General features: G+C 64.2%; 21 protein-coding genes and 1 tRNA gene. 12 read left to right on the forward strand and 10 right to left on the reverse strand.

Going from position 1 to position 22,070, the window contains the following annotated elements; translation table 11 throughout:
• Positions 1-120 precede the first annotated feature (120 nt).
• Together D619_RS17805 and D619_RS17810 are read left to right on the forward strand one after the other, a co-directional pair.
• Positions 121-306 carry a hypothetical protein gene (locus tag D619_RS17805; protein ID WP_152417311.1) on the forward strand — a complete coding sequence of 62 codons (186 nt, stop codon included), beginning with the start codon at positions 121-123 and terminating at the stop codon, positions 304-306.
• A gap of 45 nt (positions 307-351) precedes the next feature.
• A complete protein-coding gene (locus tag D619_RS17810) occupies positions 352-597 on the forward strand; it encodes a hypothetical protein (protein ID WP_152417312.1) in 246 nt (81 codons plus the stop codon).
• A 24-nt stretch (positions 598-621) separates the two neighbouring features.
• On the opposite strand, the gene D619_RS0105580 is transcribed toward D619_RS17810, so the two are convergent.
• The 5 genes from D619_RS0105580 to bla form a co-directional block, all read right to left on the reverse strand.
• Positions 622-1,518, reverse strand: coding sequence for a 50S ribosomal protein L11 methyltransferase (locus tag D619_RS0105580; protein ID WP_017667590.1), 897 nt, complete (start codon positions 1,516-1,518; stop codon positions 622-624).
• Entirely contained in the window at positions 1,515-2,612 is a 1,098-nt protein-coding gene (locus D619_RS0105585) for an ATP phosphoribosyltransferase regulatory subunit (RefSeq protein WP_017667591.1), read from the reverse strand. Before D619_RS0105585 ends, D619_RS0105580 begins: the two co-directional genes overlap by 4 nt.
• A gap of 57 nt (positions 2,613-2,669) precedes the next feature.
• Positions 2,670-4,250, reverse strand: coding sequence for a phosphoglycerate dehydrogenase (serA, locus tag D619_RS0105590; protein WP_017667592.1), 1,581 nt, complete (start codon positions 4,248-4,250; stop codon positions 2,670-2,672).
• Between the two features lie 138 nt (positions 4,251-4,388).
• Positions 4,389-5,510 (reverse strand): phosphoserine transaminase, encoded by a 1,122-nt coding sequence (locus D619_RS0105595; RefSeq protein WP_017667593.1) that lies wholly within the window; start codon positions 5,508-5,510, stop codon positions 4,389-4,391.
• A 233-nt stretch (positions 5,511-5,743) separates the two neighbouring features.
• Positions 5,744-6,610, reverse strand: coding sequence for a class A beta-lactamase (gene bla, locus D619_RS0105600; RefSeq protein ID WP_017667594.1), 867 nt, complete (start codon positions 6,608-6,610; stop codon positions 5,744-5,746).
• Between the two features lie 85 nt (positions 6,611-6,695).
• Here bla and D619_RS15705 point away from each other — a divergent pair, with 85 nt between their 5' ends.
• A complete protein-coding gene (locus D619_RS15705; protein WP_017667595.1) occupies positions 6,696-7,496 on the forward strand; it encodes an SDR family oxidoreductase in 801 nt (266 codons plus the stop codon).
• Between the two features lie 61 nt (positions 7,497-7,557).
• Complete coding sequence (locus D619_RS0105610) at positions 7,558-8,427, forward strand: TIGR00730 family Rossman fold protein (protein WP_017667596.1); 870 nt, start codon at positions 7,558-7,560, stop codon at positions 8,425-8,427.
• Positions 8,428-8,523: 96 nt separating this feature from the next.
• On the opposite strand, the gene D619_RS15710 is transcribed toward D619_RS0105610, so the two are convergent.
• Both D619_RS15710 and D619_RS0105620 read right to left on the reverse strand, forming a co-directional pair.
• Positions 8,524-9,051: a hypothetical protein gene (locus D619_RS15710; protein WP_033372985.1), complete on the reverse strand. Its 528-nt coding sequence runs from the start codon at positions 9,049-9,051 to the stop codon at positions 8,524-8,526.
• Positions 9,052-9,246: 195 nt separating this feature from the next.
• On the reverse strand, positions 9,247-9,867 hold the full coding sequence (locus D619_RS0105620; protein ID WP_017667598.1) for a cytochrome c family protein: 621 nt from the start codon (positions 9,865-9,867) through the stop codon (positions 9,247-9,249).
• Between the two features lie 134 nt (positions 9,868-10,001).
• Between D619_RS0105620 and D619_RS0105625 the strand changes: the two genes are divergently transcribed.
• A complete protein-coding gene (locus D619_RS0105625) occupies positions 10,002-10,898 on the forward strand; it encodes a prephenate dehydratase (protein ID WP_017667599.1) in 897 nt (298 codons plus the stop codon).
• 1 nt (position 10,899) lies between these two features.
• Here D619_RS0105625 and rsmD read toward each other — a convergent pair whose 3' ends face one another.
• Positions 10,900-11,436: a 16S rRNA (guanine(966)-N(2))-methyltransferase RsmD gene (gene rsmD / locus D619_RS0105630; protein WP_017667600.1), complete on the reverse strand. Its 537-nt coding sequence runs from the start codon at positions 11,434-11,436 to the stop codon at positions 10,900-10,902.
• Positions 11,436-12,191, reverse strand: a complete 756-nt coding sequence (locus tag D619_RS18305; protein ID WP_017667601.1) for a pseudouridine synthase — start codon at positions 12,189-12,191, stop codon at positions 11,436-11,438. Before D619_RS18305 ends, rsmD begins: the two co-directional genes overlap by 1 nt.
• Positions 12,192-12,838: 647 nt before the next feature.
• On the opposite strand from D619_RS18305, the gene D619_RS0105640 reads away from it, so the two are divergent.
• The 7 genes from D619_RS0105640 (at position 12,839) to D619_RS0105670 (ending at position 21,406) form a co-directional block, all read left to right on the forward strand.
• Positions 12,839-12,923: transfer RNA gene (locus D619_RS0105640), tRNA-Leu, on the forward strand.
• A gap of 425 nt (positions 12,924-13,348) precedes the next feature.
• Positions 13,349-15,688: a xanthine dehydrogenase family protein molybdopterin-binding subunit gene (locus D619_RS0105645; RefSeq protein WP_017667602.1), complete on the forward strand. Its 2,340-nt coding sequence runs from the start codon at positions 13,349-13,351 to the stop codon at positions 15,686-15,688.
• Positions 15,685-16,353: a carbon monoxide dehydrogenase subunit G gene (locus tag D619_RS0105650; RefSeq protein WP_017667603.1), complete on the forward strand. Its 669-nt coding sequence runs from the start codon at positions 15,685-15,687 to the stop codon at positions 16,351-16,353. The genes D619_RS0105645 and D619_RS0105650 overlap by 4 nt, the downstream gene beginning before the upstream one ends.
• The gene (locus tag D619_RS0105655; protein ID WP_017667604.1) at positions 16,350-16,826 is read left to right on the forward strand and encodes a (2Fe-2S)-binding protein; all 477 of its coding nucleotides are present in this window, start codon (positions 16,350-16,352) and stop codon (positions 16,824-16,826) included. The genes D619_RS0105650 and D619_RS0105655 overlap by 4 nt, the downstream gene beginning before the upstream one ends.
• On the forward strand, positions 16,823-17,614 hold the full coding sequence (locus D619_RS0105660; RefSeq protein ID WP_017667605.1) for a xanthine dehydrogenase family protein subunit M: 792 nt from the start codon (positions 16,823-16,825) through the stop codon (positions 17,612-17,614). The genes D619_RS0105655 and D619_RS0105660 overlap by 4 nt, the downstream gene beginning before the upstream one ends.
• The gene (locus D619_RS0105665) at positions 17,611-18,738 is read left to right on the forward strand and encodes an FAD-dependent oxidoreductase (protein WP_017667606.1); all 1,128 of its coding nucleotides are present in this window, start codon (positions 17,611-17,613) and stop codon (positions 18,736-18,738) included. Before D619_RS0105660 ends, D619_RS0105665 begins: the two co-directional genes overlap by 4 nt.
• 412 nt (positions 18,739-19,150) lie before the next feature.
• On the forward strand, positions 19,151-21,406 hold the full coding sequence (locus D619_RS0105670) for a TonB-dependent receptor (protein ID WP_017667607.1): 2,256 nt from the start codon (positions 19,151-19,153) through the stop codon (positions 21,404-21,406).
• A gap of 9 nt (positions 21,407-21,415) precedes the next feature.
• Here D619_RS0105670 and D619_RS0105675 read toward each other — a convergent pair whose 3' ends face one another.
• Positions 21,416-22,045, reverse strand: a complete 630-nt coding sequence (locus D619_RS0105675; RefSeq protein ID WP_017667608.1) for a TetR/AcrR family transcriptional regulator — start codon at positions 22,043-22,045, stop codon at positions 21,416-21,418.
• Positions 22,046-22,070: the final 25 nt, after the last annotated feature.

Raw genomic sequence — 22,070 nt, forward strand, 5'->3', positions numbered from 1 at the left:
GTTCGTGCTAAGATTCAGTCGCTGTCGTCGAGTCTGCTGCGTCGCAGATTGGCCTGAGACGCATGAACCACAGCTCCCGGCAGTCGGGGATATCCCCGCTGATCAGACAGGAGCGTCTCCATGAAGACCATATCGAACGGAACGCCGGTGGACGGAATCAGGCCACAGGCTTTCCATGTTGAACTCACGCCGGTCTCCGCCGCGCCGCTGTTCCATGCCTTGCATGGAACCGTACCGGCGGCACCCGTGCCACATCTGCCCAGCCCGATCGAGGATGCGATCCACCAACCCTTGCCCAAGCGATAAACTGAGTCCTGCTTCATTGTAATCCATGCGCCCAATGCATGGCTGTTGCCCGATCTGCTGCACTGCACAAAGGGGTGTGACAGTCCTAATAAAGCTCTTGTCAGCCGGGAATTGGCCCGGCTCATCAACAGGAGCGTACCAATGAAAGTCGTATCGACTGAATTTGAACCGCAGGTGCGCGCTGTTCCGGTTGCCGAAATTCTGGCCCCGGTTCGCCGTCTGCCTACCGCCAAGCGTCGCATCATGCTGACGCCCGCTGCGGTTGAAGCCCGTCTGTTCCACGCGCTCTAAGGCGCGTTCAACAGGCGCAAGCCGTTAGGCTTGCACCTTTTTCTTCGTCAGAACCAGGCAGGGCCATTCCGCCCTGCGGTCCATCGGCCACGCCGGCACCAACCCGTGCCGGCGATAGGCGTTGGCGACGGCGCGTTGCTGGTGGTGTAGAAGCCCCGCCATCACCAGCACGCCGCCGGGCGCAATCACAGCCGCCATGTCCCGCGCCAGCGCGATCAGCGGCGGCGCCAATATGTTGGCCAGTACCAGATCATAGGGCGCGCGGTCGCGCAGCGCCGGGGCGGCAAGCCCTGGGCAAACCGCAAGAGCCATGCGCCCGGCACATGCACCTGCGACAAAATGGTTCAGCGCCAGATTTTCCGCCGCCACGTCGATGGCAATCGGATCGATATCGCTGGCAATGGCCCGCGCGCTGCGATTGGCCTGCAGGGCCGCCATGGCCAGCACGCCGGTGCCGGTGCCAATATCGGCGATATTGCGGAAATCGCGGAATTTTTTCAGGCGCGCAATTGCCGCCAAGCAGCCGTGCGTCGTGGCATGCTGGCCGGTGCCGAAGGCCAGGCCGGCTTCGATGCGGAATGCCCAATCGCCGATCCGCACTGCATCGGCATGATCGGCGGTGTGGATGATGAAGCGTCCGGCTCGCACAGGGGCAAGGTCGCGCTGTGACATTGTGGTCCAGTCCGCTTCCGGCAGTTCTTCCAGCGCCGGGTTGGCGGCAGACGGGAACAGGCCGATGATCTGCGCAACGATGTCACCATCGGGTTGAGCAGCGAAGTAAGCGGTCAGCACCCAATCATCGGGTTTGGACGGGTCCGGCTCCTCGACGTTCAGCGTGGGCGGCTCGTCCATCAATTCGAACAGATCGGGCAGGGATTCGGCTTCGGCGCGGTTGACCGCAAAGCGCAGCGCCCAGCTCATGCGGGCCGCACCACGCCATCGGCAAACACGTGGCTGCAATTCAGTGCGCTGGCATCGGCACCGGTTTCCAGCGCCGCCACCGTGATCCAGCCCTGCTTGCGGAGTTCCAGCCCGACAGCGGCTGGCGTCCCCAGCGGCAGCAGCACGCGCGTCTTGCTTTCCTGGCCCAGGCCCAGATCGACCAACCCATCGACATAGAGCGAGAAGCCGATCGCGGCTTCCTGTCCGCCATCGGCGTGCGCCACCGTATAGGCGCCGCCCCGGCCGACTTCGGCCATCAGGCCAGCGCCGAACAGCGAGAAGCCCAGCCAGGTCTGATATTCGAAACCGTGGCGTTCGGTGGGATCGAGCGTGACGGAGACGCCGTTCAGGCCATCGGCCAGCGCGGCAATGGCATCCAGTCGCGCCAGCACGGCATCGGGCAGATCAAGCTGCTTCAAGGCCGCCAGCGCCGCGTTGACCGGGCCGGCAGCGGCGATCAACGGCACATATTGATCGGCGCCGGCAGCGCGCAGGGCACCAACATCCTTGCCATCCAGCCAGGCCTGTACGTCGCTGAGCGACGCATGGCCCAGCGACCAGCCGGCAGCAGCGAGATCGGAAACCAATGTGGGCATGGTGAGATCGACCGAAAGCCCGGTCAGGCCGGTGGCAATGAGCGCCTCCACGGCGACGGCCAGCACTTCGGCAGCGGCGGCGGGGCTGTCGCTGCCGATCAGTTCGGCGCCGGCCTGGGTGCGTTCACGCTCTGGCGAAAGCTGATCACCGCGCACGCGCAGCACCGGGCCAGCGTACATCAGGCGCACGGGGCGGGCCTGGCCAGCAAGGCGGGTGACGGCGATGCGGCCAACCTGGCCAGTGATGTCTGACCGTAGCGCCAGAGTCATCTGGCTGACCGGATCGGTGAAGCGCAGGCGTTCGCGGCTGCTGCCGCCGGCCATGCTGGCTTCATATTCCACCAGCGGCGGCGCCACCCGCTCATATCCGTGCATGGCGCACACATCGGTTAGGGTGCGCACCAGGCTGGCAAGGGCTTGGGCTTGCGGCGGCAGCCGATCGCGCAACCCTTCGGGGAGGAGGCCGAAACTTGTCATGGGGAGGCGGTTAGCGGCAAGCGGGGAGGGCAGCAAGCGCTTCCTCCCCGCCAGCCATCACACGAAGCGCAGCGCGCTGGCCACCTTCACGCCGGGCAGGGCGCGGATGGTGGTGAGCAGCGCGTCGGGGATGGCGGTATCGACGCTGAGCAGCAGCACGGCCTCGTCACCGGCATCGCGGCGGCCAAGGTGGAAGGTGCCGATGTTCACGTCTGACCCGCCCAGCGCGGTGCCGAGGCGGCCGATGAAGCCCGGCTTGTCCTCGTTGACGATGTAGAGCATGTCGCCGGCGAGATCGGCTTCGACGGTAATGCCGAAAATCTCGGTGAGGCGCGGCTTGGACATGCCGAACAGCGTGCCGGCCACGGTGCGCGGGCCACTGGCGGTCATCACCGTCACGCGCAGCAGCGTGTGATAATCGGTTTCGCGGTCGTGGCGCACTTCGGCGATCTCGATCTCGCGTTCGCGGGCCAGATAGGGCGCGTTGACCATGTTGACCGTATCGCTGTGCGTGCGCATCAGGCCAGCCAGCACCGCCGCCGTGATCGGCTTCAGGTTCAGCTGGGCCGCAGCGCCTTCGACCTCGACGCGCACCGACTTGATGCCCTCATTGTCGAGCTGGCCCACCAAGCTGCCCAGCCGTTCGGCCAGCGCCATATAGGGCTTCAGGCGCGGCGCTTCTTCGGCCGACAGTGACGGCATGTTGAGCGCGTTGGTGACGCCGCCGGTAAGCAGGAAGTCGCTGAGCTGTTCCGCCACCTGGATGGCAACATTGACCTGGGCTTCGTCGGTGCTGGCGCCGAGGTGCGGCGTCGAGACGAAATTGGGTGTGCCGAACAACGGCGAGGCCTTGGCCGGTTCTTCCAGGAATACATCAAGCGCGGCGCCGGCGATGTGGCCGGAATCGAGCAGTTCCTTCAGTGCCACTTCGTCGATCAGGCCGCCACGGGCGCAATTGACGATGCGGATGCCCGGCTTGCACTTCAGCAGATTTTCGCGGCTGAGGATGTTGCGGGTGCTTTCGGTCAGCGGCGTGTGCAGGCTGATGAAATCGGCGCCGGCCAGCAGTTCATCGAGCGTTACCTTGGTCACGCCCATATGCTCGGCGCGTTCCGGGGTGAGGAAGGGATCGAACGCGATCACCTTCATCTTCAGGCCCAGCGCGCGATCGGCGACGATGCTGCCGATGTTGCCGGCGCCGATCAGGCCCAGCGTCTTGGCGGTCACTTCGACGCCCATGAAGCGGTTCTTCTCCCACTTGCCGGCCTGGGTGGAGGCGTCAGCCTCGGGCAGCTGGCGAGCGAGCGCGAACATCAGGGCGATGGCGTGTTCGGCGGTGGTGATCGAGTTGCCGAACGGGGTGTTCATGACGACGACGCCGAGCGCGGAGGCGGCCGGAATGTCGACATTGTCCACCCCGATGCCGGCGCGGCCGACGACCTTCAGGTTGGTGGCAGCGGCGAGCACCTCCTTCGTCACCTTGGTGGAGGAGCGGATGGCGAGGCCGTCATAGTTGCCGATGATCTTGATCAGCTCGTCCTTCGACAGGCCGGTGATCTCGTCCACCTCGATACCGCGGGCGCGGAAGATTTCGGCGGCCTTGGGGGACATCTGGTCGGAAATGAGGACTTTGGGCATGGGGTGAACCTTTCAACTCCCCTCCCTGCAAGGGAGGGGTTGGGGGAGGGTGCTCCCCGCAAGGGCTGGCTTGGCTGAAGAGGAGAAGCTCGCTGCGCTCGCACCCTTCCCCGGCCCCTCCCTTGCAGGGAGGGGAGATTATTGGGTGACTTCCGCGTAGGCCCAGTCGAGCCAGTGGGTCAGCGCCGCGATGTCGGCGGTGTCGACGGTGGCGCCGCACCAGATGCGCAGGCCGGCCGGGGCGTCGCGATAGGCGCCGATGTCATAGGCGGCCTTCTCCTTTTCGAGGAGGCTGACGATCGCCTTCACCTGCTCTTCGGCGAGGCCGGGGAGAACGAGGCAGACTGACGTGTTCGACCGTGTGGCGGCATCCTTGGCCAGATGCTCCACCCACGGGCGCGATTGCACCCAGGCGTCGAGCGCGGCGGCATTGGCGTTGGCGCGGGCCTTGAGCGCATCGAGGCCACCAAGGCTGTCGGCCCATTCCAGCGCGTCGATATAGTCTTCCACTGCCAGCATCGACGGCGTGTTGATGGTCTCGCCGACGAAGATGCCCTCGGTCAGCTTGCCCTTGGAGACGAGGCGGAAGATCTTGGGCAGCGGCCAGGCCGGCGTGTAGCTTTCGAGGCGTTCGACGGCGCGGGGGCCGAGGATCAGCATGCCGTGGCCGCCTTCGCCGCCCAGCACCTTCTGCCACGAATAGGTCAGCACATCGACCTTGTCCCAATCGACATCCTGCGCGAACACGGCGGAGGTGGCGTCGGCGAAGGTCAGGCCTTCGCGGTCGGCCGGCACCCAATCATAATTGGGGACGCGCACGCCGGACGTGGTGCCGTTGGCGGTGAACAGCACGTCGTTGGTGAAATCGACGGCGGCCAGATCGGGCAGTTCGCCATAGGGCGCGGTGATGACGGTGGGATTGAGTTTCAGCTGCTTGGCCGCATCGGTCACCCAGCCTTCACCAAAGCTTTCCCAGGCGATGGCCGTCACCGGCCGGGCACCCAGCATCGTCCACATCGCCATTTCATAGGCGCCGGTGTCGCTGGCCGGCACGATGCCGATGCGGTGCGTGTCGGGGACGCCCAGGATCTTGCGGGTCAGGTCGATGGCGTGTTTCAGGCGCGCCTTGCCGAGCTTGGAGCGGTGCGAGCGACCAAGGGAAGCGGTGTCGAGCTGTTCGGGGCTCCATCCAGAACGTTTTGCACAAGGCCCGGACGAAAAATGGGGGCGCGCCGGAAGCGCGGTCGGCTTGTCAGTCATGTTCTCTCCTCACAGAGAGCGCGCGCCGCGTTGGGACGGCGTGGCCCGTCGCCGGCCATAGTGGTTTGCAACAGGGCGTCAAGTTGTTTCGGCCAGGCGGCGCGCGTGCGTGTGCCTCGACAAGCTCGGCATGAGCGGGCTTTTCCATGACTGAAGAGGCATGGAGCGACCTTCGTGCCGCACCAGCCAGAACCGCTCATGCCGAGACTGTCGAGGCATGCACTGGCTCCGGCCTAGCCGACCGACTCGACGATGGCCCGGCCCAGCGGCACGAACTGGCGATTGCGTTCGCCCAGTTCGGATTTGGCGGCAAACAGATAGGCGGCGACCCAGATTGGTTTGCGTCCCGGCGGGGTGATCACCGAAACGATGTTGCGCGCGTGCCAGGAACCGGCCCCGGTCTTGTTGGCTTCCTGCCAGCCGGGCGGCAGCGCGGCGCGGATCATGGAGTCGGCGGTCTTGCTGGCCTGCATCCAGCCGAACAAGGTGCGGCGCGCCGCTGACGACAGGATACCGCCTTCCACCAGGGCGCGCGTCGTGGCCAGCATGGCGGTGGGCGTTGTGGTATCGCGCGGGTCGCCAGGCCTTTCGTTGTTCATCTCCGGCTCGTTGCGGTCCAGCCGCGTGATCCGGTCGCCAGTGGCGCGCAGCCAGCGGGTGAGGGCAACCGGGCCGCCGATCCTGGCCAGCGCGATGTTGGCGGCGGGATTGTCGGAGAGCACCGCCATCGCTTCGGCCAGTTCCAGCAAGGACGCGCTGCCACCAACGCGCCTTTCGGTGAAGGGTGCGTTGAACAGCAAGTCGGCCTTGGTCACGGGCAGGCGGTCGTTCATCGTCCATTCGCCCTTGTCGGCCCCGTGCAGCAGCCGAGCAGCGAGCAGCAGCTTGAAGGTGGAACACAAGGGAAAACGATCATTGGCGCGATGGCCGAAGCGTTCGCCGGTTTGGGTATCGATCAGCGATATGCCGATGGGGCCGCCGGCGCTGCGCTCGATCTGCGAGATGGCGCGGCGCAGGGCGGCGAAACGGTCCGGCTTTGCCAGCGTCGGGGCGGCGGTGAGGAGCGGCAGGCCTGCGATGAACGTGCGGCGGTCGATCATGCGTGGCTCCCTCGCAAAGGCCGGGGCATTGACCTCGCACCGGTGATGGCGTCTCGTCAATCCAACCAGGAAGAGGAATTTGGGGATGATCGATTGGACGGGCCAACATGTGCTGATCACCGGTGCAGCCAGCGGCATCGGGCGGGCACTGGCGGTGCAGTTGTCCCGGCGTGGTGCGCTGGTGACGGCGGCGGACATCAATGAAGATGGCGTTGCCGAAACGGCAGCGCTGTGTGGCGGCGAAGCGCTGGTGCTCGATCTGGCCGATGCTGCGGCCGGCGGGCAAGCGGTGGCGCAATTGGTTGCCCGCCATGGCCGGCTGGATGCGGTGTTCGCCAATGCCGGCATCGGCTATCGGCGCCGGCTGCTGAAGGCTGATCTGGATGATCCTGGCCTGGCGCGGCTGTGGGAAATCAACATGCTGGGGCCAACCCGGCTGGCGCAGGCCTTGTGCCAGGCGGCCGAAGCCGGCGGCTGGCGCGGGCGGATCGTGATCACCGGATCGGAAAACAGCCTGTCGCTGCCACCGTCGGTGCAGAACAACGGCATTGGCCTGTATGCGGCGTCCAAACATGGCGTGCTGATCCTCGCGGAATGGCTGGCTACTGAAAGCCGCAACGCCGGCAAACCGCTGGATGTGCATGTGCTGCTGCCCGGTGGTGTGTATACCGGGATGACGGCGCCAGGGCTGGGCGATGATCCGGCGAAATGGCCGGCAGACATGGGCATCATCATGCCGGAACGGGCGGCCGCGCTGTGCCTGAAGGGCCTCGATCTCGGCCTGTTCCATATCCCGACCCACGCCCATCTTCATGCTGACATGGGCTGGCGTTATCAGAGCGTGGGCGAAGCCACCGAAGCCCTGGGCCTGACCAGCCCGCAATGACAATGGGGGCGTGACAAGCAGGCACGCCTGCTTTAAGCCGCGCGACCGTTTTGCAAAGAGTATGAAGACGATGACATCTGCCGTGCCGCCGACTGTGCCCGAACGGATCTTTCCCACCGCCGAAGCCGATGCCAGGCTGGGCAACCAGCCCACCGCCGTTCCGCAGACCGAACATTCGGCCTATCGCCTTGCCTTTCAGGACAATGATTTCCTGCTGCGCGAAGATCTGCGGCCGGTGCGTTTCCAGCTGGAATTGCTGAAGACCGAACTTCTGCTGGCCGAAGCCAATATCCACAGCACCTTCGTCTTCTATGGCTCGGCCCGCATTCCTGCCCCGGAAGACGCGCAGGCGCTGATCGATGCCGCTGCCACACCCGAACGCCAGGCCGTCGCCAGGCGCCTGGCCGCCAACGCCCGCTATTATGCGGTGGCACGCGAATTGGCGGTGCTGGTTTCCACGCACTGCCAGGATGGCGAACGCTGCTTCACCGTCTGCTCCGGCGGCGGCCCGTCGATCATGGAAGCCGCCAACCGCGGCGCCTGGGAAAGCGGTGCGCCGTCGGTGGGCCTCAACATCGTGCTGCCACACGAACAGGTGCCCAATCCCTATGTCTCCCCCGGCCTGTCAGTGCAGTTCCACTATTTCGCGCTCAGGAAGATGCACTTCCTGATGCGCGCCAAGGCGGTCGCGGTGTTCCCCGGCGGCTTTGGCACCTTCGATGAATTTTTCGAACTGCTCACTCTGGTACAAACCGGCAAGGTCGCGCCGCTGCCGATCCTGCTTTATGGCCGCGACTTCTGGAACCGTGTGGTGAACTTCGAAGCGCTGGCCGAAGAAGGCGTGATCGCGCCGGATGATCTGAAGCTGTTCCATTTCGTTGAAACGGCGGAAGAGGGGTGGGCGATCGTGAAGGCGCATTACGGGTTGTAAGGGAAGGGGAGGGGCCTCCGGCGGGCAGGGTCGCAGACCCTGCACCCGTTTGTTGGAGGCGAGTGCTTGATCGGAGATTTGCGTCAATTCTAGCCGTTAGATTTCTTCAAGCCATTCGCTCGTTGTTGCTTCATGATCGAATCCATCCCAATCCAGCCGAAGCAGCTTTCCTTTCGTTTTGGGAAGCGATTTTCGGTCGATCAGTTTGCTGCTGATTTCGAAATTGGCATTGATTTTGACAATCAGAACCTTGCTGAAATTTCGTTCAAGATTGATAGTCACGGAACTTTTATTCTTGAACGGTGTTATTGTTTTAACCTCGACAAAATCATTGCCAATTTTTCCATCAGAGCCTTCAGCGTAGTTGCGATGCAGCTTTAGGCCGTGGGCGACCTCTCCGAACAGCTCACCGATATCTCCATAGACCTGCAAATGCCTACCAGTTTGGTCATAATATGATTCCGCCAGATCGAGGAGACTCCGCAAATACGGGAGCATATTGAGATTGATGTGAGGGAATCGAGCCCGCAACTCTAAACGCTCAAGCTGGCTCAGATGGGCATTTATATCTGTCCACGTGATCCATTCACCATCGTCGTAGAAGGCATTGTCATCATTCCACATGTTCGCCCCGCATATTGCCAAAGACAGCATAGACTGAAATCGTATACGTTAACTTGATCGATCAGCTGTTTGGAAACGCTTGTTATTCCACGGGTGCAGGGACGAGTCCCTGCCCGCCAGAGGCATGTTCTTGCTTGCGCAACAAAAAAGGGCGGCAGCTGCAGCCACCGCCCCTGATTTCGTGATGACGTGCTCTTACGGGGTCGGAGTAGCTTCAGCAGCCGGCGCCGCTTCGCCTTCAGCGGCTTCCACGGCAGCCGGGGCTTCTTCGGCCGGGGCAGCGGGCAGCGGCAGCGGGCTGGCGCTCTTGCTGTTCAGATAGGCGATCACGGCGGCACGGTCTTCGGGCTTGGCGATGCCGGCGAAGCTCATCTTGTTGCCGGCCATGAAGGCCTTCGGGCTCTTGAGCCAGCCCCACAGATTGTCCCAATCCCAATTCTTGCCCTTCATGCCCGACAGGGCATCGGAATAGCTGAAGCCAGCAGCGGCAGCGATCGGTCGGCCGACAATGCCGTGCAGCGCCGGGCCGGTGCCGTTGGCGCCGCCGGGATCGACATTGTGACAAGCCGCGCACTTCTTGAACACGGCTTCGCCCTTGGCGATATCGGCCGAGGCCAGATAGAAAGCGGCGGGCTTTTCGGCTTCGGCAGCAGCAGCGCCCTCGGCCGGGGCTTCTTCAGCGCCGGCCACTTCATAGCCGGGTTTTTCCGGCAGGTGGCGGGCGAACATCATGTCGCTGATGATCGACACGCCCAGCACGGCCAGCAGGCCGGCCAGAACGCCACCAAAAATCTTGTTCCACTCAAAGCTGTCCACGTCGAAGCTCCAATGTGGGCGCGGTTGCCCCAGGGGACGAGCCCTGCCTGCGCCTTCCTGACGCAGCGATTAGGCAATATCGCGCAGGCCCGCAAGCATTTGCTTGTTGCAGCGCACTATCATAACGAACGGACATGACGAGCAGCTATCCACCCCTGGCCCAAACTCTGGTTGATCGCATGGTGGCCGCTGCTGCCGCGGCGCCGGAACAGGCTGTGGCGTTCCAGGGCGCGCCCGGCGCCTACAGCCATCAGGCGGTGCGGGAGGCGTTCCCGGATCGACTGCCCTTGCCCTGTGCCAGCTTTGAAGATGCCATCGAAGCCGTGCAGTCTGGCCGCGCCGGGGTGGCGATGATTCCGATCGAGAATAGCCTGCATGGCCGGGTAGCCGATATCCATTTCCTGCTGCCTGAATCCGGCCTGAGCATCGTGGGCGAGCATTTCGTGCGGGTGCGCCATTGCCTGCTGGGGCTGGGCGACAAGGCGGCACTGCGAGAAGTGAAGAGCCACCCGCAGGCGTTGGGCCAGGTGCGCCGGCATTTGCGGGCCTGGGGCATCGCGCCGGTGCAGTTTTTCGATACAGCCGCCGGTGCGGCTGCCGTGGCTGGAGAGGGCGATGCCAGCGTGGGCGCGATTGCCAGCCGGCTGGCAGGCGAGCTTTATGGTCTGAACATCCTGGCCGAAGGGGTGGAGGATGCCGATCACAACACCACGCGTTTCGTGGTGCTGAGCCGGGAGGCGGTGGTGCCCCCCCTCGGCATTCCGGCGATGACCAGCTTCAATTTCGAGGTGCGCTCGGTGCCGGCGGCGTTGTTCAAGGCGCTGGGCGGTTTTGCCACCAATGGCGTGAACATGACGAAGCTGGAAAGCTATCTGCGCGACGGCAAGTTCAGCCAGGCGGAGTTCTATGCCGAGATCGAGGGGTCGCCGCTGGAACCGCCGGTGGCGCGCGCGCTGGAGGAGCTGGAGTATTTCACCAACTGGGTGAAGGTGATCGGTACTTATCCCCGCGCGCGGGATCGGGCCGAGTAGCTCAAGCCGGAGCGCGCAGCAGGCGCACCAGCGCCTTGCCGAAGCGGCGTTCGACGACGCGTTCCCAATCACAGCTCAGGGGATCGGCCGCAGCCGTTTCGACGCTGATGAGTGCGCCCGGCGCGATCCAGCCGCGCTCGTGAAGGTGGATGAGCGCTGGATCGGCGAGGCCCAAGCCATAGGGCGGATCGAGGAACACCAAATGGAACGCGCGCGGGGCAGCGCCAAGGCTGGCAACCGGGCTTTGCCGCACGTCGCCAGCGGCGCCCAGCGCGGATAGATTGGCCTTGATCGCCTTCACGGCGGCCGCGTCATTGTCGATGAAGCAGCAACTGCCGGCGCCGCGCGACAATGCCTCGATGCCCAGCGCGCCGGTGCCGGCGAACAGGTCGAGCACGTTCAGGTCTTCAAAGGTGCCGAGCCGGCTGGTGAGCATGGAGAAGACGGCTTCGCGGGCGCGGTCGCTGGTCGGACGGGTTGATTCGCCAGCGGGCGCTTTCAGGGCGCGGCCCCGCCATTTGCCCGATATCACACGCATCAGCGTGGCTCTGTCCTTGCGGCCTTCAGCAACGCTTTCAGCAGGGCCACATCGGATTCGGGAATTTCGTCGGCCATGCGCGGCGGCAGATCGTCGAGGCCGATCGGGCCATAGGCAACCCGGATCAGCCGGTTCACCTGCAGTCCGACATGTTCGAGCACGCGGCGCACTTCGCGGTTCTTGCCCTCGCGGATGGTGACGATCAGCCAGAGATTATGGCCGGTCTTGCGCTCGATATCGGCGAGGATGGAGCCATAGTGGATGCCATCGATGCTGACGCCATCGGCCAGCGCCTCCAGCGCCTGCTGCGTGACCTCGCCAAAGGCGCGGACGCGATAGACGCGCGGCACCTGGCTGGACGGCAGCTCCAGCGCGCGCTTCAGCTCGCCATCGGTGGTGAGCAACAGCAGGCCTTCGGTGTTCATGTCGAGCCGGCCAACGGGGACAACGCGCGGCAAGCCGGGCGGCAATATGTCCATGATGGTCGGGCGACCGGCGGGATCGCGCGCGGCGGTGAGGAAGCCGGCAGGCTTGTGAAAGCGATAGAGCTTGGCCGGCGCGATGCCGGCCACGGGTTCGCCATCAACGGTGACATTGGCCAGGCTGGTGATGTTGAGCGCCGGTGAGGTGAGCACTTCGCCAGCGATGGCGATGCGGCCTTCGGCAATCATCCGCTCGATATCGCGGCGCGAACCGACGCCGGCGCGGGCCAGTGCCTTGGCGATGCGTTGCGGCGCGACTTCGGTCTGGCGCACGGGCGCCGGGCTGCGCTTGAGGCGCGGTGGTTCGGCGCGCGGCGCCGGCTTGCCGGGGCCAGGGGTGGTGCGGGCAGGGCGCTCGCCGCGCTGTGGACGTTCGGCGCGGGGCGGACGATCTTGTTGGTCTGGTCGGGCACCTCTGGCCGGGCCTCCACTGCGTTGCGGGCGTTCAGTCCGGTCCGGGCGGCCACTACGTTGTGGACGTTCGCTGCGAATGGGGCGTTCGCTGGGAATGGGGCGCTCTGCGCGGGCGGGGCGTTCGGAACGGGCCGGGCGCTCATCGGTTTCGGCGCGCTCGCGGCGGTCGCTCCAGCCCGCAGCGCGCTGGTCACGGCGCGATGGCGGCGGGGCGCCAGGCGGGCGTTGGCCAGTCGGACGTTGGCCAGGCGGACGGGGGCCAGGCGGACGGGGGCCAGAGCGGTCGGGGGCGCGATGACCAGTCTTGGGACCAGTGGAGCCGGTAGGGCGTTTACCGCCAGTTGGTTTGCGGGGTGGTCGCATCGGGCTTCCCATGCGGCCGGGCCGAATGATTGTCAAAAAGAGAAGGCGCCGGAAGTTGTGATGCTGGCCTGCTTGCGAAGCCTGTTTCTTTTTGCCATCGCCCGTTGCCCTGCGCCGCGCCTTGCGCTAACCGGCGCGCCTGTGCCCCTGTGGTGAAATTGGTAGACGCGCTCGACTCAAAATCGAGTGGAGAAATCCGTGCTGGTTCGAGTCCGGCCAGGGGCACCACCTCCCTGCAATGCGCAGCGGCCCGCCAGGCGGGGACTACAGGTTGAGTTTGACGCCGGTTTGTCCGGTTGCACCGCTTAGCCGGTGCTCGGGCCGGCCATGAGACCGGCAGCTCGAAAGTGCCGGCAGTTGTCAGATGATTGGCTGGTTTGCCTAAGCGAACTTGCATGCGGCGAGAGCGCGAAGACCGCGAAGGGCTGATTTCGCGTTCCGGACGGGCATCACCTCACCTGACCGCCACGGGCGGCGCTTTTGCTGGTCTGAATCGTACTCGGCACGGCCGAACCGATGGGCGGTTGCATCCCGGGCGCGGGACAATCGCCATCTCCGCAATCGTCGAGCATTGAGCAAAGCGGCTGGGGTTGACTGTACGATCGTACTGTTTATCATGGCCGAGGTATCCGGTGCTTCGGTTTGGGGTAAACGTGGGAGCAAAATTCGGCATTGGGCAGGCGGTGCGTCGCGCCGAGGACCGCAGGTTCGTTGCCGGATCCGGGCGGTATGTCGGCGATATCGTGCTGCCCGGGATGGCGCATGCCGTCGTTGTCTATTCGCAGCATGCGCACGGCATGATCCGTTCCATCGACACGTCCCGCGCCAGCGCCATGCCGGGTGTGATCGCAGTGCTGACGGGGGCCGATGCGGTTGCCGACGGAATCGGCGGACTGCCGCCCTATTTCATGCCCGCCGACAGCGGCGGGCCGCCGGGTTACCGGACCATCCGCCCGATCCTGGTTGCAGACCGGGTTCGCTGCATCGGCGACCGCATTGCCGTCGTGATCGCCGAGAGCGAACGCCAGGCTCGTGACGCTGCCGCCGCGATCGATGTCGACATCGCGCCGCTGCCGGCAGTCGTGTCGCCGGATGCTGCGGCGGCTCCCGGGGCGCCGCTCGTCTGGGATGACTGCCCCGGAAACGCCTGTTTCACCTTGGCGTTCGGCGATGTCGCCGCAACCGAGGCGGCGTTTGCGCGTGCCGCCCACGTGGTGGCACTGACCATCCACAACAATCGCATCAGCGCCAACTCGATCGAGCCGCGCTGTGCTGTGGGGTGCTTTGATCCGGCGACCGCTGGGTTCGTGCTGCACACGAGTTCGCAAAATCCGCATGGCGTCCGCAAAGTGCTGGCGCAATCGGTGCTGCATGTGCCCGAGAATGACATCCGGGTGATCTCGCCGGATGTTGGTGGCGGCTTCGGGATGAAGGCCGATGCCTACCCCGAGGATGCGATCGTGCTTTGGGCAGCGCGGCGGCTCGGCCGCCCGGTCAAATGGGTCGGCACGCGGTCAGAGGCCCTGATGGGTGACAATCATGGCCGCGATCAGACAGCTGATGCGGCGCTGGCCCTTGATGAACATGGCCGGGCGCTCGGTTTGCGGCTCACCGCGCGTCATGCCCTCGGCGCCTATGTTGCGTCGGCCACCGTGGCGCCGATTACCTTTGCAATGCGGATGCTGCCGGGCGTGTACGATATTCCGGCTGTTGCGGTGCGAACCACGGCAACCTTTACCAACTGTTCGCCGACAGGCCCCTATCGCGGTGCTGGCCGGCCCGAGGCATGTTTTGCGCTTGAACGCCTTATGGACATGGCGGCGCGCGCCATCGGGATCGATCGCGTCGATATCCGCCGGCGCAACCTCATTAGTGCCGACCAGATGCCGTACACCACCGCTGTTGGCGTGACGTACGACTCGGGCGATTTTGGCGCGATGATGGACCGCTGCCTCAGCCTTGCGGACTGGTCGGGCTTTCCCGAGCGGCAGCGGCAGACCGAGGCGAAGGGTTGGCTGCGGGGCCGCGCCGTGACCAGCTACCTCGAAAGCGCCGGGGTGTTCAACGATCGCATGGAACTCCGCTTCGACCCCGAAGGCAATGTCACGATCCTGGCCGGAACCCATTCGCACGGCCAGGGCCATGCCACCGTCTTTCCGCAGCTCATCCACGAATGGCTCGGTCTTCCCTACGACAAGATCAAGTATATCCAGGGTGATACCGACAAGGTGGCCTTTGGGCGCGGCACCTATGCGGCGCGCAGCTCGATGCTGGCCGGGACCGCGCTTCATGCGGCAGCGCAAGATGCCATCGCCAAGGGCCGAACGATGGCCGCGCAGCTGCTCGATGCCGATATCGACGACATCATGTTTGCCGATGGGCAATACAGCGTTGGCCAAGGCAACCGCACCATCGGCTTTGCTGATGTCGTCAAGGCCTTCTATCGACCGATCGGGGTGCCCGGCGGCCTGTCGCTTGGCCTCACCACCATCGGAACGGCGGGCGGCCAAAGCCCCAACTTCCCCAACGGCGCCCATGTTTGCGAAGTCGAGGTCGATCCTGCCACCGGCGCGATCCATATCGACCGCTATGTGGTGGTTGATGACGTCGGGCGCATTCTCAACCCGATGATCTGCGAAGGCCAGATTGTTGGAGGCATCGCCCAGGGACTTGGGCAGGCGCTGTTGGAAGCGATCGTCTATGATCCCGACAGCGGCCAATTGTTGAGCGGCAGTTTCAGTGACTATGGCATGCCCCGTCCCGATACCATGCCCTTGCATATCGAGTCGGAACTGGCCGAAATTCCTTGCAAGACCAATGTTCTGGGCGTGAAGGGGGTGGGCGAGTCCGGAACAATCGCCGCCCCGCCAACCCTGGTTAACGCGGTCCTTGATGCGCTCTGGCCGCTTGGCGTGACCGATATCGCCATGCCGCTGACGCCAGCCCGAGTCTGGACCGCGATTGATCAAGCCAGCAAGCGAGGCGCAGCATGAAGATGACCGGCGAGTATCGGATCGCCGCCCCACGCAACCGCGTGTGGGATGCGATCAACGATCCCGAAATCCTGCAGCACTGCATTCCCGGATGCGAGGCCATCACCCGCAACACGCCGACCAACTGGACCGCGCGTGTCACGGCGAAGGTGGGGCCGGTGAAGGCGCGGTTCCAGGGCAATATCCGGCTGGAGGATCTCGATCCGCCCAGCAGCTGCCGCATCGTCGGGGAGGGCAGCGGCGGTGCGGCCGGTTTCGCGCGCGGTGAAGCGACCGTGCAGCTTGATGCCGATGGCACCGATGCCACCGTGCTGCGTTACACCGCACAGGCGCAGGTCGGTGGCAAGTTGGCTCAGATTGGATCGCGGCTGATCGATAGTTTTGCGCAGCGCTATGCCGATGATTTCTTCGCACAGCTTGCGGCAATCCTTGGCGGCGAGAGGGATCTGGCTGTCGCCGCTGCTGTGCAACCGGAGGCGCCGGCTCCATCCGCGCCGCACGTGCCTGCCGATGCTGAACCAGGCGCCGCGGTCACTCGGGATGATCGGCCCGATGCCAGTTTCCCCGCGTCTGCCGCAAAGCGCTTCGACAGCCAGAGCTTCACCATCGTCGTGCTGTCACTGCTGCTGGTGTTCATGACCGTCATGTACGCGTTGAAGCCATGAGCGAACCCACATCCCGCATCACGCTCGAAGTGAATGGTCGCGACGTGACCGCGGACGTTCCCTCCCGAACCCTGCTGGTCGAGTTCCTGCGTGACAATCTCGGGCTGACCGGGACTCATGTCGGCTGCGACACCAGCCAGTGCGGCGCCTGCACGGTCCATCTGGATGGCATTGCAATCAAGAGCTGCACGATCTTCGCGGTGCAGGCCCAGGATGCCACCGTCACCACCATCGAAGGCCTTGATCCGGCAGCGGATCACCCGCTGCAGCGCAGTTTTCAGCGTTGTCACGCCTTGCAGTGCGGGTTCTGCACCCCCGGCATGATCATGGCGGCCGCCTCTCTGTTGGCGACCGACCCGACAGTGGGTGCCGCTGAGGTGCGCGGCGCCCTGGAAGGCAATCTGTGCCGCTGCACCGGCTATCAGCCGATCATCGCCGCGGTGCTGGAAGCCGGGAAGGAGCTGGCGGGTTGACTCCCTTCGTCTATCATCGGCCGACGCAGCTTGCCGACGCGCTGGCGCTGCTGCGCGATGAGCAGGCGCGTCCGATTGCGGGCGGCATGACGCTGATCCCCACGCTCAAGCAGGGCCTTGCCCAGCCGGCGGCGCTGGTCGACCTCGCGGGCATCGATGTGCTCTACGGCATCAGGCTGGCAGACGGCGTGATCGAGATCGGCGCGATGACACGCCATTATGATGTTGCCACGTCACCGCTCGTCATCGCGCACCTGCCCGGACTTGCCGACCTGGCGGGGCAGATCGGCGACCTCCAGGTGCGCAATCGCGGCACCATCGGGGGATCGGTAGCCAATAATGATCCCGCCGCCGACTATCCGGCTGCCGTGCTGGCGCTTTGTGCCGAAGTCGTGACCGACCGGCGTTCGATATCCGCCGACGCGTTTTTCACCGGAATGTTCGAGACAGCGTTGGAACCGGGCGAAATCGTGACAGCCGTGCGGTTCCCGGCGCCGCGCCGCTGTGCCTATGCCAAATTCGCCAATCCGGTTTCCGGCTATGCGCTGGCGGGGGTGTTCGTGGGCGTGCACGCCGAGGGCACGCGCGTGGCCGTGACCGGTGCCGGACCTTGCGTGTTTCGCGCCAGCGCCATCGAAGCCGTGCTGGCCCGCGATCCTGCCGCCGCCAGCTTTGATGCCGCGCTGCTGGGGCCCGACGGCCTCGCCAGCGACCTGCATGCCTCCGCCGCGTATCGCGCCCAATTGGCGCGGGTGCTGGCCGCCCGCGCAGTCGCCCGCCTGACATGACGCCGCCTCTGCAATCGGTGCTGATCGTTGGGGGCGGCATTGCCGGAATGGCAACGGCGATCGAGCTGCGTCGGCGCGGTATCGCCGTCGATCTGATCGATCTCGATCCGCAATGGCGGGTCTATGGCGCCGGAATCACGATCACCGCGCCAACGCTTCGCGCCTTCGGCCAACTCGGCATCCTCGATGCGGTGCTGGAACGGGGCTATTCCGGCCGCGGCATCCGCATCTGCACGACCGACGGCACCCCGGTGGACGAGGTTTCCGATCCGGCAGAATTGGGGGTCGATGCGCCGGGCAGCGGCGGCATCATGCGTCCCGTGCTGCATCAGATCCTGTCGGAGCGGACCCGCGCCTCTGGCACGGCGGTGCAGCTGGGGGTGACGGTGGATGCGCTCGCCAGCGATGAACTTGGGGTCGATGTGCGCTTCAGTGATGGTGGTCACGGGCGCTACGATCTCGTGATCGGTGCAGACGGGCTGAATTCCAAGGTGCGCCGGCTGATTTTCCCGGAGGCACCGGTGCCCGAATACACGGGGCAGACGATCTGGCGGCTGTTTGCCGACCGCCCGCCCGAAATTGACCGGCGGCATTTCTTCCTCGGCGGGCCGGTGAAGATCGGCGTGGCGCCGGTGTCACAGCAGAGCCTCTATCTGTTCCTTCTGGAAAACACGCCGCGGCGGCCGATCATGCCTGACGCGGAGCTTGCCGCTGAAATGGCGCGGCTGATGGCGGGATATGGCGGCATTGTCGGTCGGTTGCGGGACGGGCTGGGGCCCCAGTCTCCGATCATCATGCGGCCGCTCGAAGCGTTTCTGCTGCCGGCCCCCTGGTATCGGGGCCGCGTGCTGCTGATCGGTGATGCAGCCCACCCCACCACGCCGCAGCTCGCTTCGGGGGCGGGTATGGCGGTTGAGGATGCCATCGTGCTGGGGCAACAGATCGATACCGCCGACAATGTTGCGGCCGCATTGGCGGGCTTCATGGCGCGGCGTGCAGCGCGCTGCCAGCTCGTGGTCGAAAACTCGCTGGCCATCGGTAGGCTCGAGCAGGCTGGTGCCCCGCCAACCGAGCAGACCCGCCTGGTCGCTCAATCCCTGGCGGTGCTGGCGCAACCGATCTGACAGTCAGGCTGAACGCCTGGGCCGTGAACTCATAAATGGTTGGGGTCGGGATCGTCCGGAGAAGCGCTTTTGCCCACTGGCCGCGTCGTGTCGTCGGTTGCGATGCCCAGAGTCCTTTTGGGCATCGCGCCCTCCTAACTCCTTTCCAGTGAACAAAATCACCATCGTCACGACCCCAACCACTTATGAGTTCACGGCCCAATTTGGCGGTGTCTTGAGCAGGCATCTTCGGAGATATGCGCTTTAAGCGTTATGATTCAGATAGTTACAGTTCCTTGAAAACAGCCCCTTGACATACCGGATAGATGTGCAAATTCCTGTACGATCGTACGGTATGTCTAATCATCGCAACAGGCAGTCCGGGTTTGGGTGATCGCCACATAAGCGCACCGGCATTTGGGAGGGGAACGTTATGAAGAAGCTCTGCTTTTATTGCACAACCGCGATTGCCGTTTGCAGCGCGTCCACTGCGCTGGCCCAAACCGCGGCGGCAGCACCGGCCGAAGACTCCGGCATCGAGGAAATCATCGTCACCGCCCAACGGCGATCGGAAAACCTCCAGCGTGTCGCGGTGGCGGTGTCAGCCGTTTCGTCAAAGGAATTGATCGCGTCCGGCGTGTCGGATGTGCAGAATCTCGGACGGCTGGTGCCGTCGCTGGTCGTCCAGCCGAATGGTGGTTCGAGCACGAACTTCTATCTGCGCGGGGTCGGCTCCTATGCCACCAACGCCTTTGCTGAAAACGCGATCGCGTTCAACTTCGCCGAGGTCTATGTCGCGCGGCCGACGTCGCCGCTGGGCACATTCTTCGACCTTGAACGCATCGAGGTGGTGAAGGGCCCGCAGGGCACGCTCTATGGTCGCAACGCCACCGGCGGGGCGATCAACGTCATTCCCAAGGCTCCCGAACTCGGCGATTTTGGTGTTGATGCAACTGCAGAGCTTGGCAATTACGCCTCAAAGCGCGGCTCTGTTGCGGTCAATATCCCGATCGGTGATATCGCTGCCGTGCGTGTTGCCGGCCAGGTTTCTGACCGCAACGGTTACTTGTCGGATGGCTATGACGACGAAGTCGGTCAGGCGGCGCGCATTTCGTTGCTGGTCAAGCCCAATGACCGTTTGTCGTTTCAGCTGACCGGTGATTATTTCCACCAGGGTGGACGGGGCGTCGGATCGGTGCTGGTGCCGGGCGTGAACACGCCGACGGCCCCGCCGGTGTCCAGTCGCATTGGTGGTGCCGATCCGCGCAGTGTCGATGAACTGCGCTTGCGCTATGCGGCGCTGGTCAATCCCGGGCTCGCAGCAACGCCGAACCAGGATGGCTTTGTCGACAGCACATTCTATGGCGTCACGGGGTCCGTCGAGGCCGATCTCGATTTTGCAACGCTGACCGTTTTGGCTGGCTATCGGCGCAGCGAGCCCAATTTTGTTTCATTCAATCTCGGGTTTCGCGCCGCCGTGAGCGAAATCGATGATCAGGGCAGTCTCGAAGTGCGCCTTGCGTCGAAGGATGATCAGCGGCTGCGCTATGTCCTCGGGGCATTTCTGTTCACCGAATCACAGAAGGCACAAAATGCCTTCACCCAGGGTCTCATCTCCCGGACCACCTTCAATCCCAACCTCAATACCACCAGCAGGGCGATTTTCGGCCAGTTGACCTATGATGTGGCCGAAGGCCTGCGCTTGGTCGGCGGCGCCCGCTACACCAATGAGAGCAAGAGCCAGAATACGCCCTTGCGCCAGCAAAGCCTTGCCAACCCCAATCCGCCCTTCAACACCGTGACGGGTGATCTTGATTTCAGCAAGGTGACCTGGAAGGTCGGCGTCGAGTATGATGCCGGGGAACGCTCGCTGCTCTATGCCAATGTCGCGACCGGCTTCAAGGCAGGCGGCTTCTTTGTGGCCATCCGGAACAACACGTTCGATCCCGAAACCCTGACGGCCTACACCATCGGCTCGAAGAACCGCTTCTTCGACAATCGGTTGCAGCTCAATGTTGAAGCCTTTTATTGGGACTACAGCAACCAGCAGATCGGTTTCGTTGGACCGGTCGAAACGGCGCCGGGGATCTTCGGCGCCGGCGGCAAGACGGTCAATGCCGGTCAGGCACGGATGTATGGCGCAGAACTCGAGCTGTTGTTCCAGCCGACCCCCAATGATCGCCTGACAGCCAATATCCAGTATCTGGACAGCAAATATGACAGCTTTGTCTACACAGCGATCTCGGCAACCGGTGCGCCGGTGCGTTCCGGGTGTGCGGTCAGCCCTGATACCTCGCTGCCGGTCGCAGCACCGGCACGTCTGTTCAGCATCAATTGTTCCGGCAAATCGGGGATCAACGCTCCAAAATGGTCACTGAACCTTGGGTATGAGCATAGCTTCAAGCTGGGCAAGCTGATGCTGACGCCGGGGGTGCGGACACGGATCGAATCGAGCCGCTTCCTTGCCATCGAGTTTCTCCCGGAACAGCAGCAGGCCGCCTATCGCATGTCGGACCTGTATCTGACGCTTGCCGCAGATGATGAGCGCTGGTCCCTGACGGGTTTCGTCAACAACGCCGAAAATCGGACAATCTACGCATCGTCCTCGCTGCGTCCGGTGCTGCCGGTCGTCTACAACGCCCTGCGTCCGCCGCGGACATTCGGCATTCGTGCGTCGGTCGGCTTTTGAAGGCCAGCGTCAAATGTTGCTCGGCGCTGGCTTCGCAAGCGCGCGAATGCCGCCAGCGCCGAATTGCACCATCGGCGCCAGGCTGGCATCGATGTCATGGCTTGACAATGTGCCGCCCGACAATTGGTCGATGAGACCGGTGTTGGCGAACACGCTCACCATCGTGCCGATGACATGCACATAGCCGCGCACTGCCAGTGCGCGGTCGATCCCCGGTTCGGCCGCGCAGATTCTGTCGATCATCGTGCGGCCGACATCGCCGAAATTGCGCATGGCCAATGCCGTCCAGCGCGCGTCCTGCGTCAGATTCGCGTGCAGCCGGGCGTAGGATCGCCAGCCCGGCCCGCCGGTCATGATCAGGTCACGGTATGGCCGAATGAAGGCGTCCATCAGCTCTTCCAGCGTCGGGTCGACCAACGCCGCCAGAGCATCCAGCCGAGCGCCGGACAAAACGCTGGCCCGGCGCTCCACAACCGCTTCGAAAAGGGTTTCCTTGGTAGCGAAATGATACGTAAGCAGCCCCAATCCGACGGGAGCCGCATCAGCAACCATGCGCATCGAAACGCCATCGAAACCGCGCTCGGCGAACAGGACCTCGGCTGCATCAAGGATGAGTTCCTTTCGGGTCGGCTTGATCAATCTGGGTCCTTTCCGTTCCTGCAAC

It is taken from the genome of Sandarakinorhabdus sp. AAP62, assembly GCF_000331225.1.
Lineage (GTDB): Bacteria > Pseudomonadota > Alphaproteobacteria > Sphingomonadales > Sphingomonadaceae > Sandarakinorhabdus.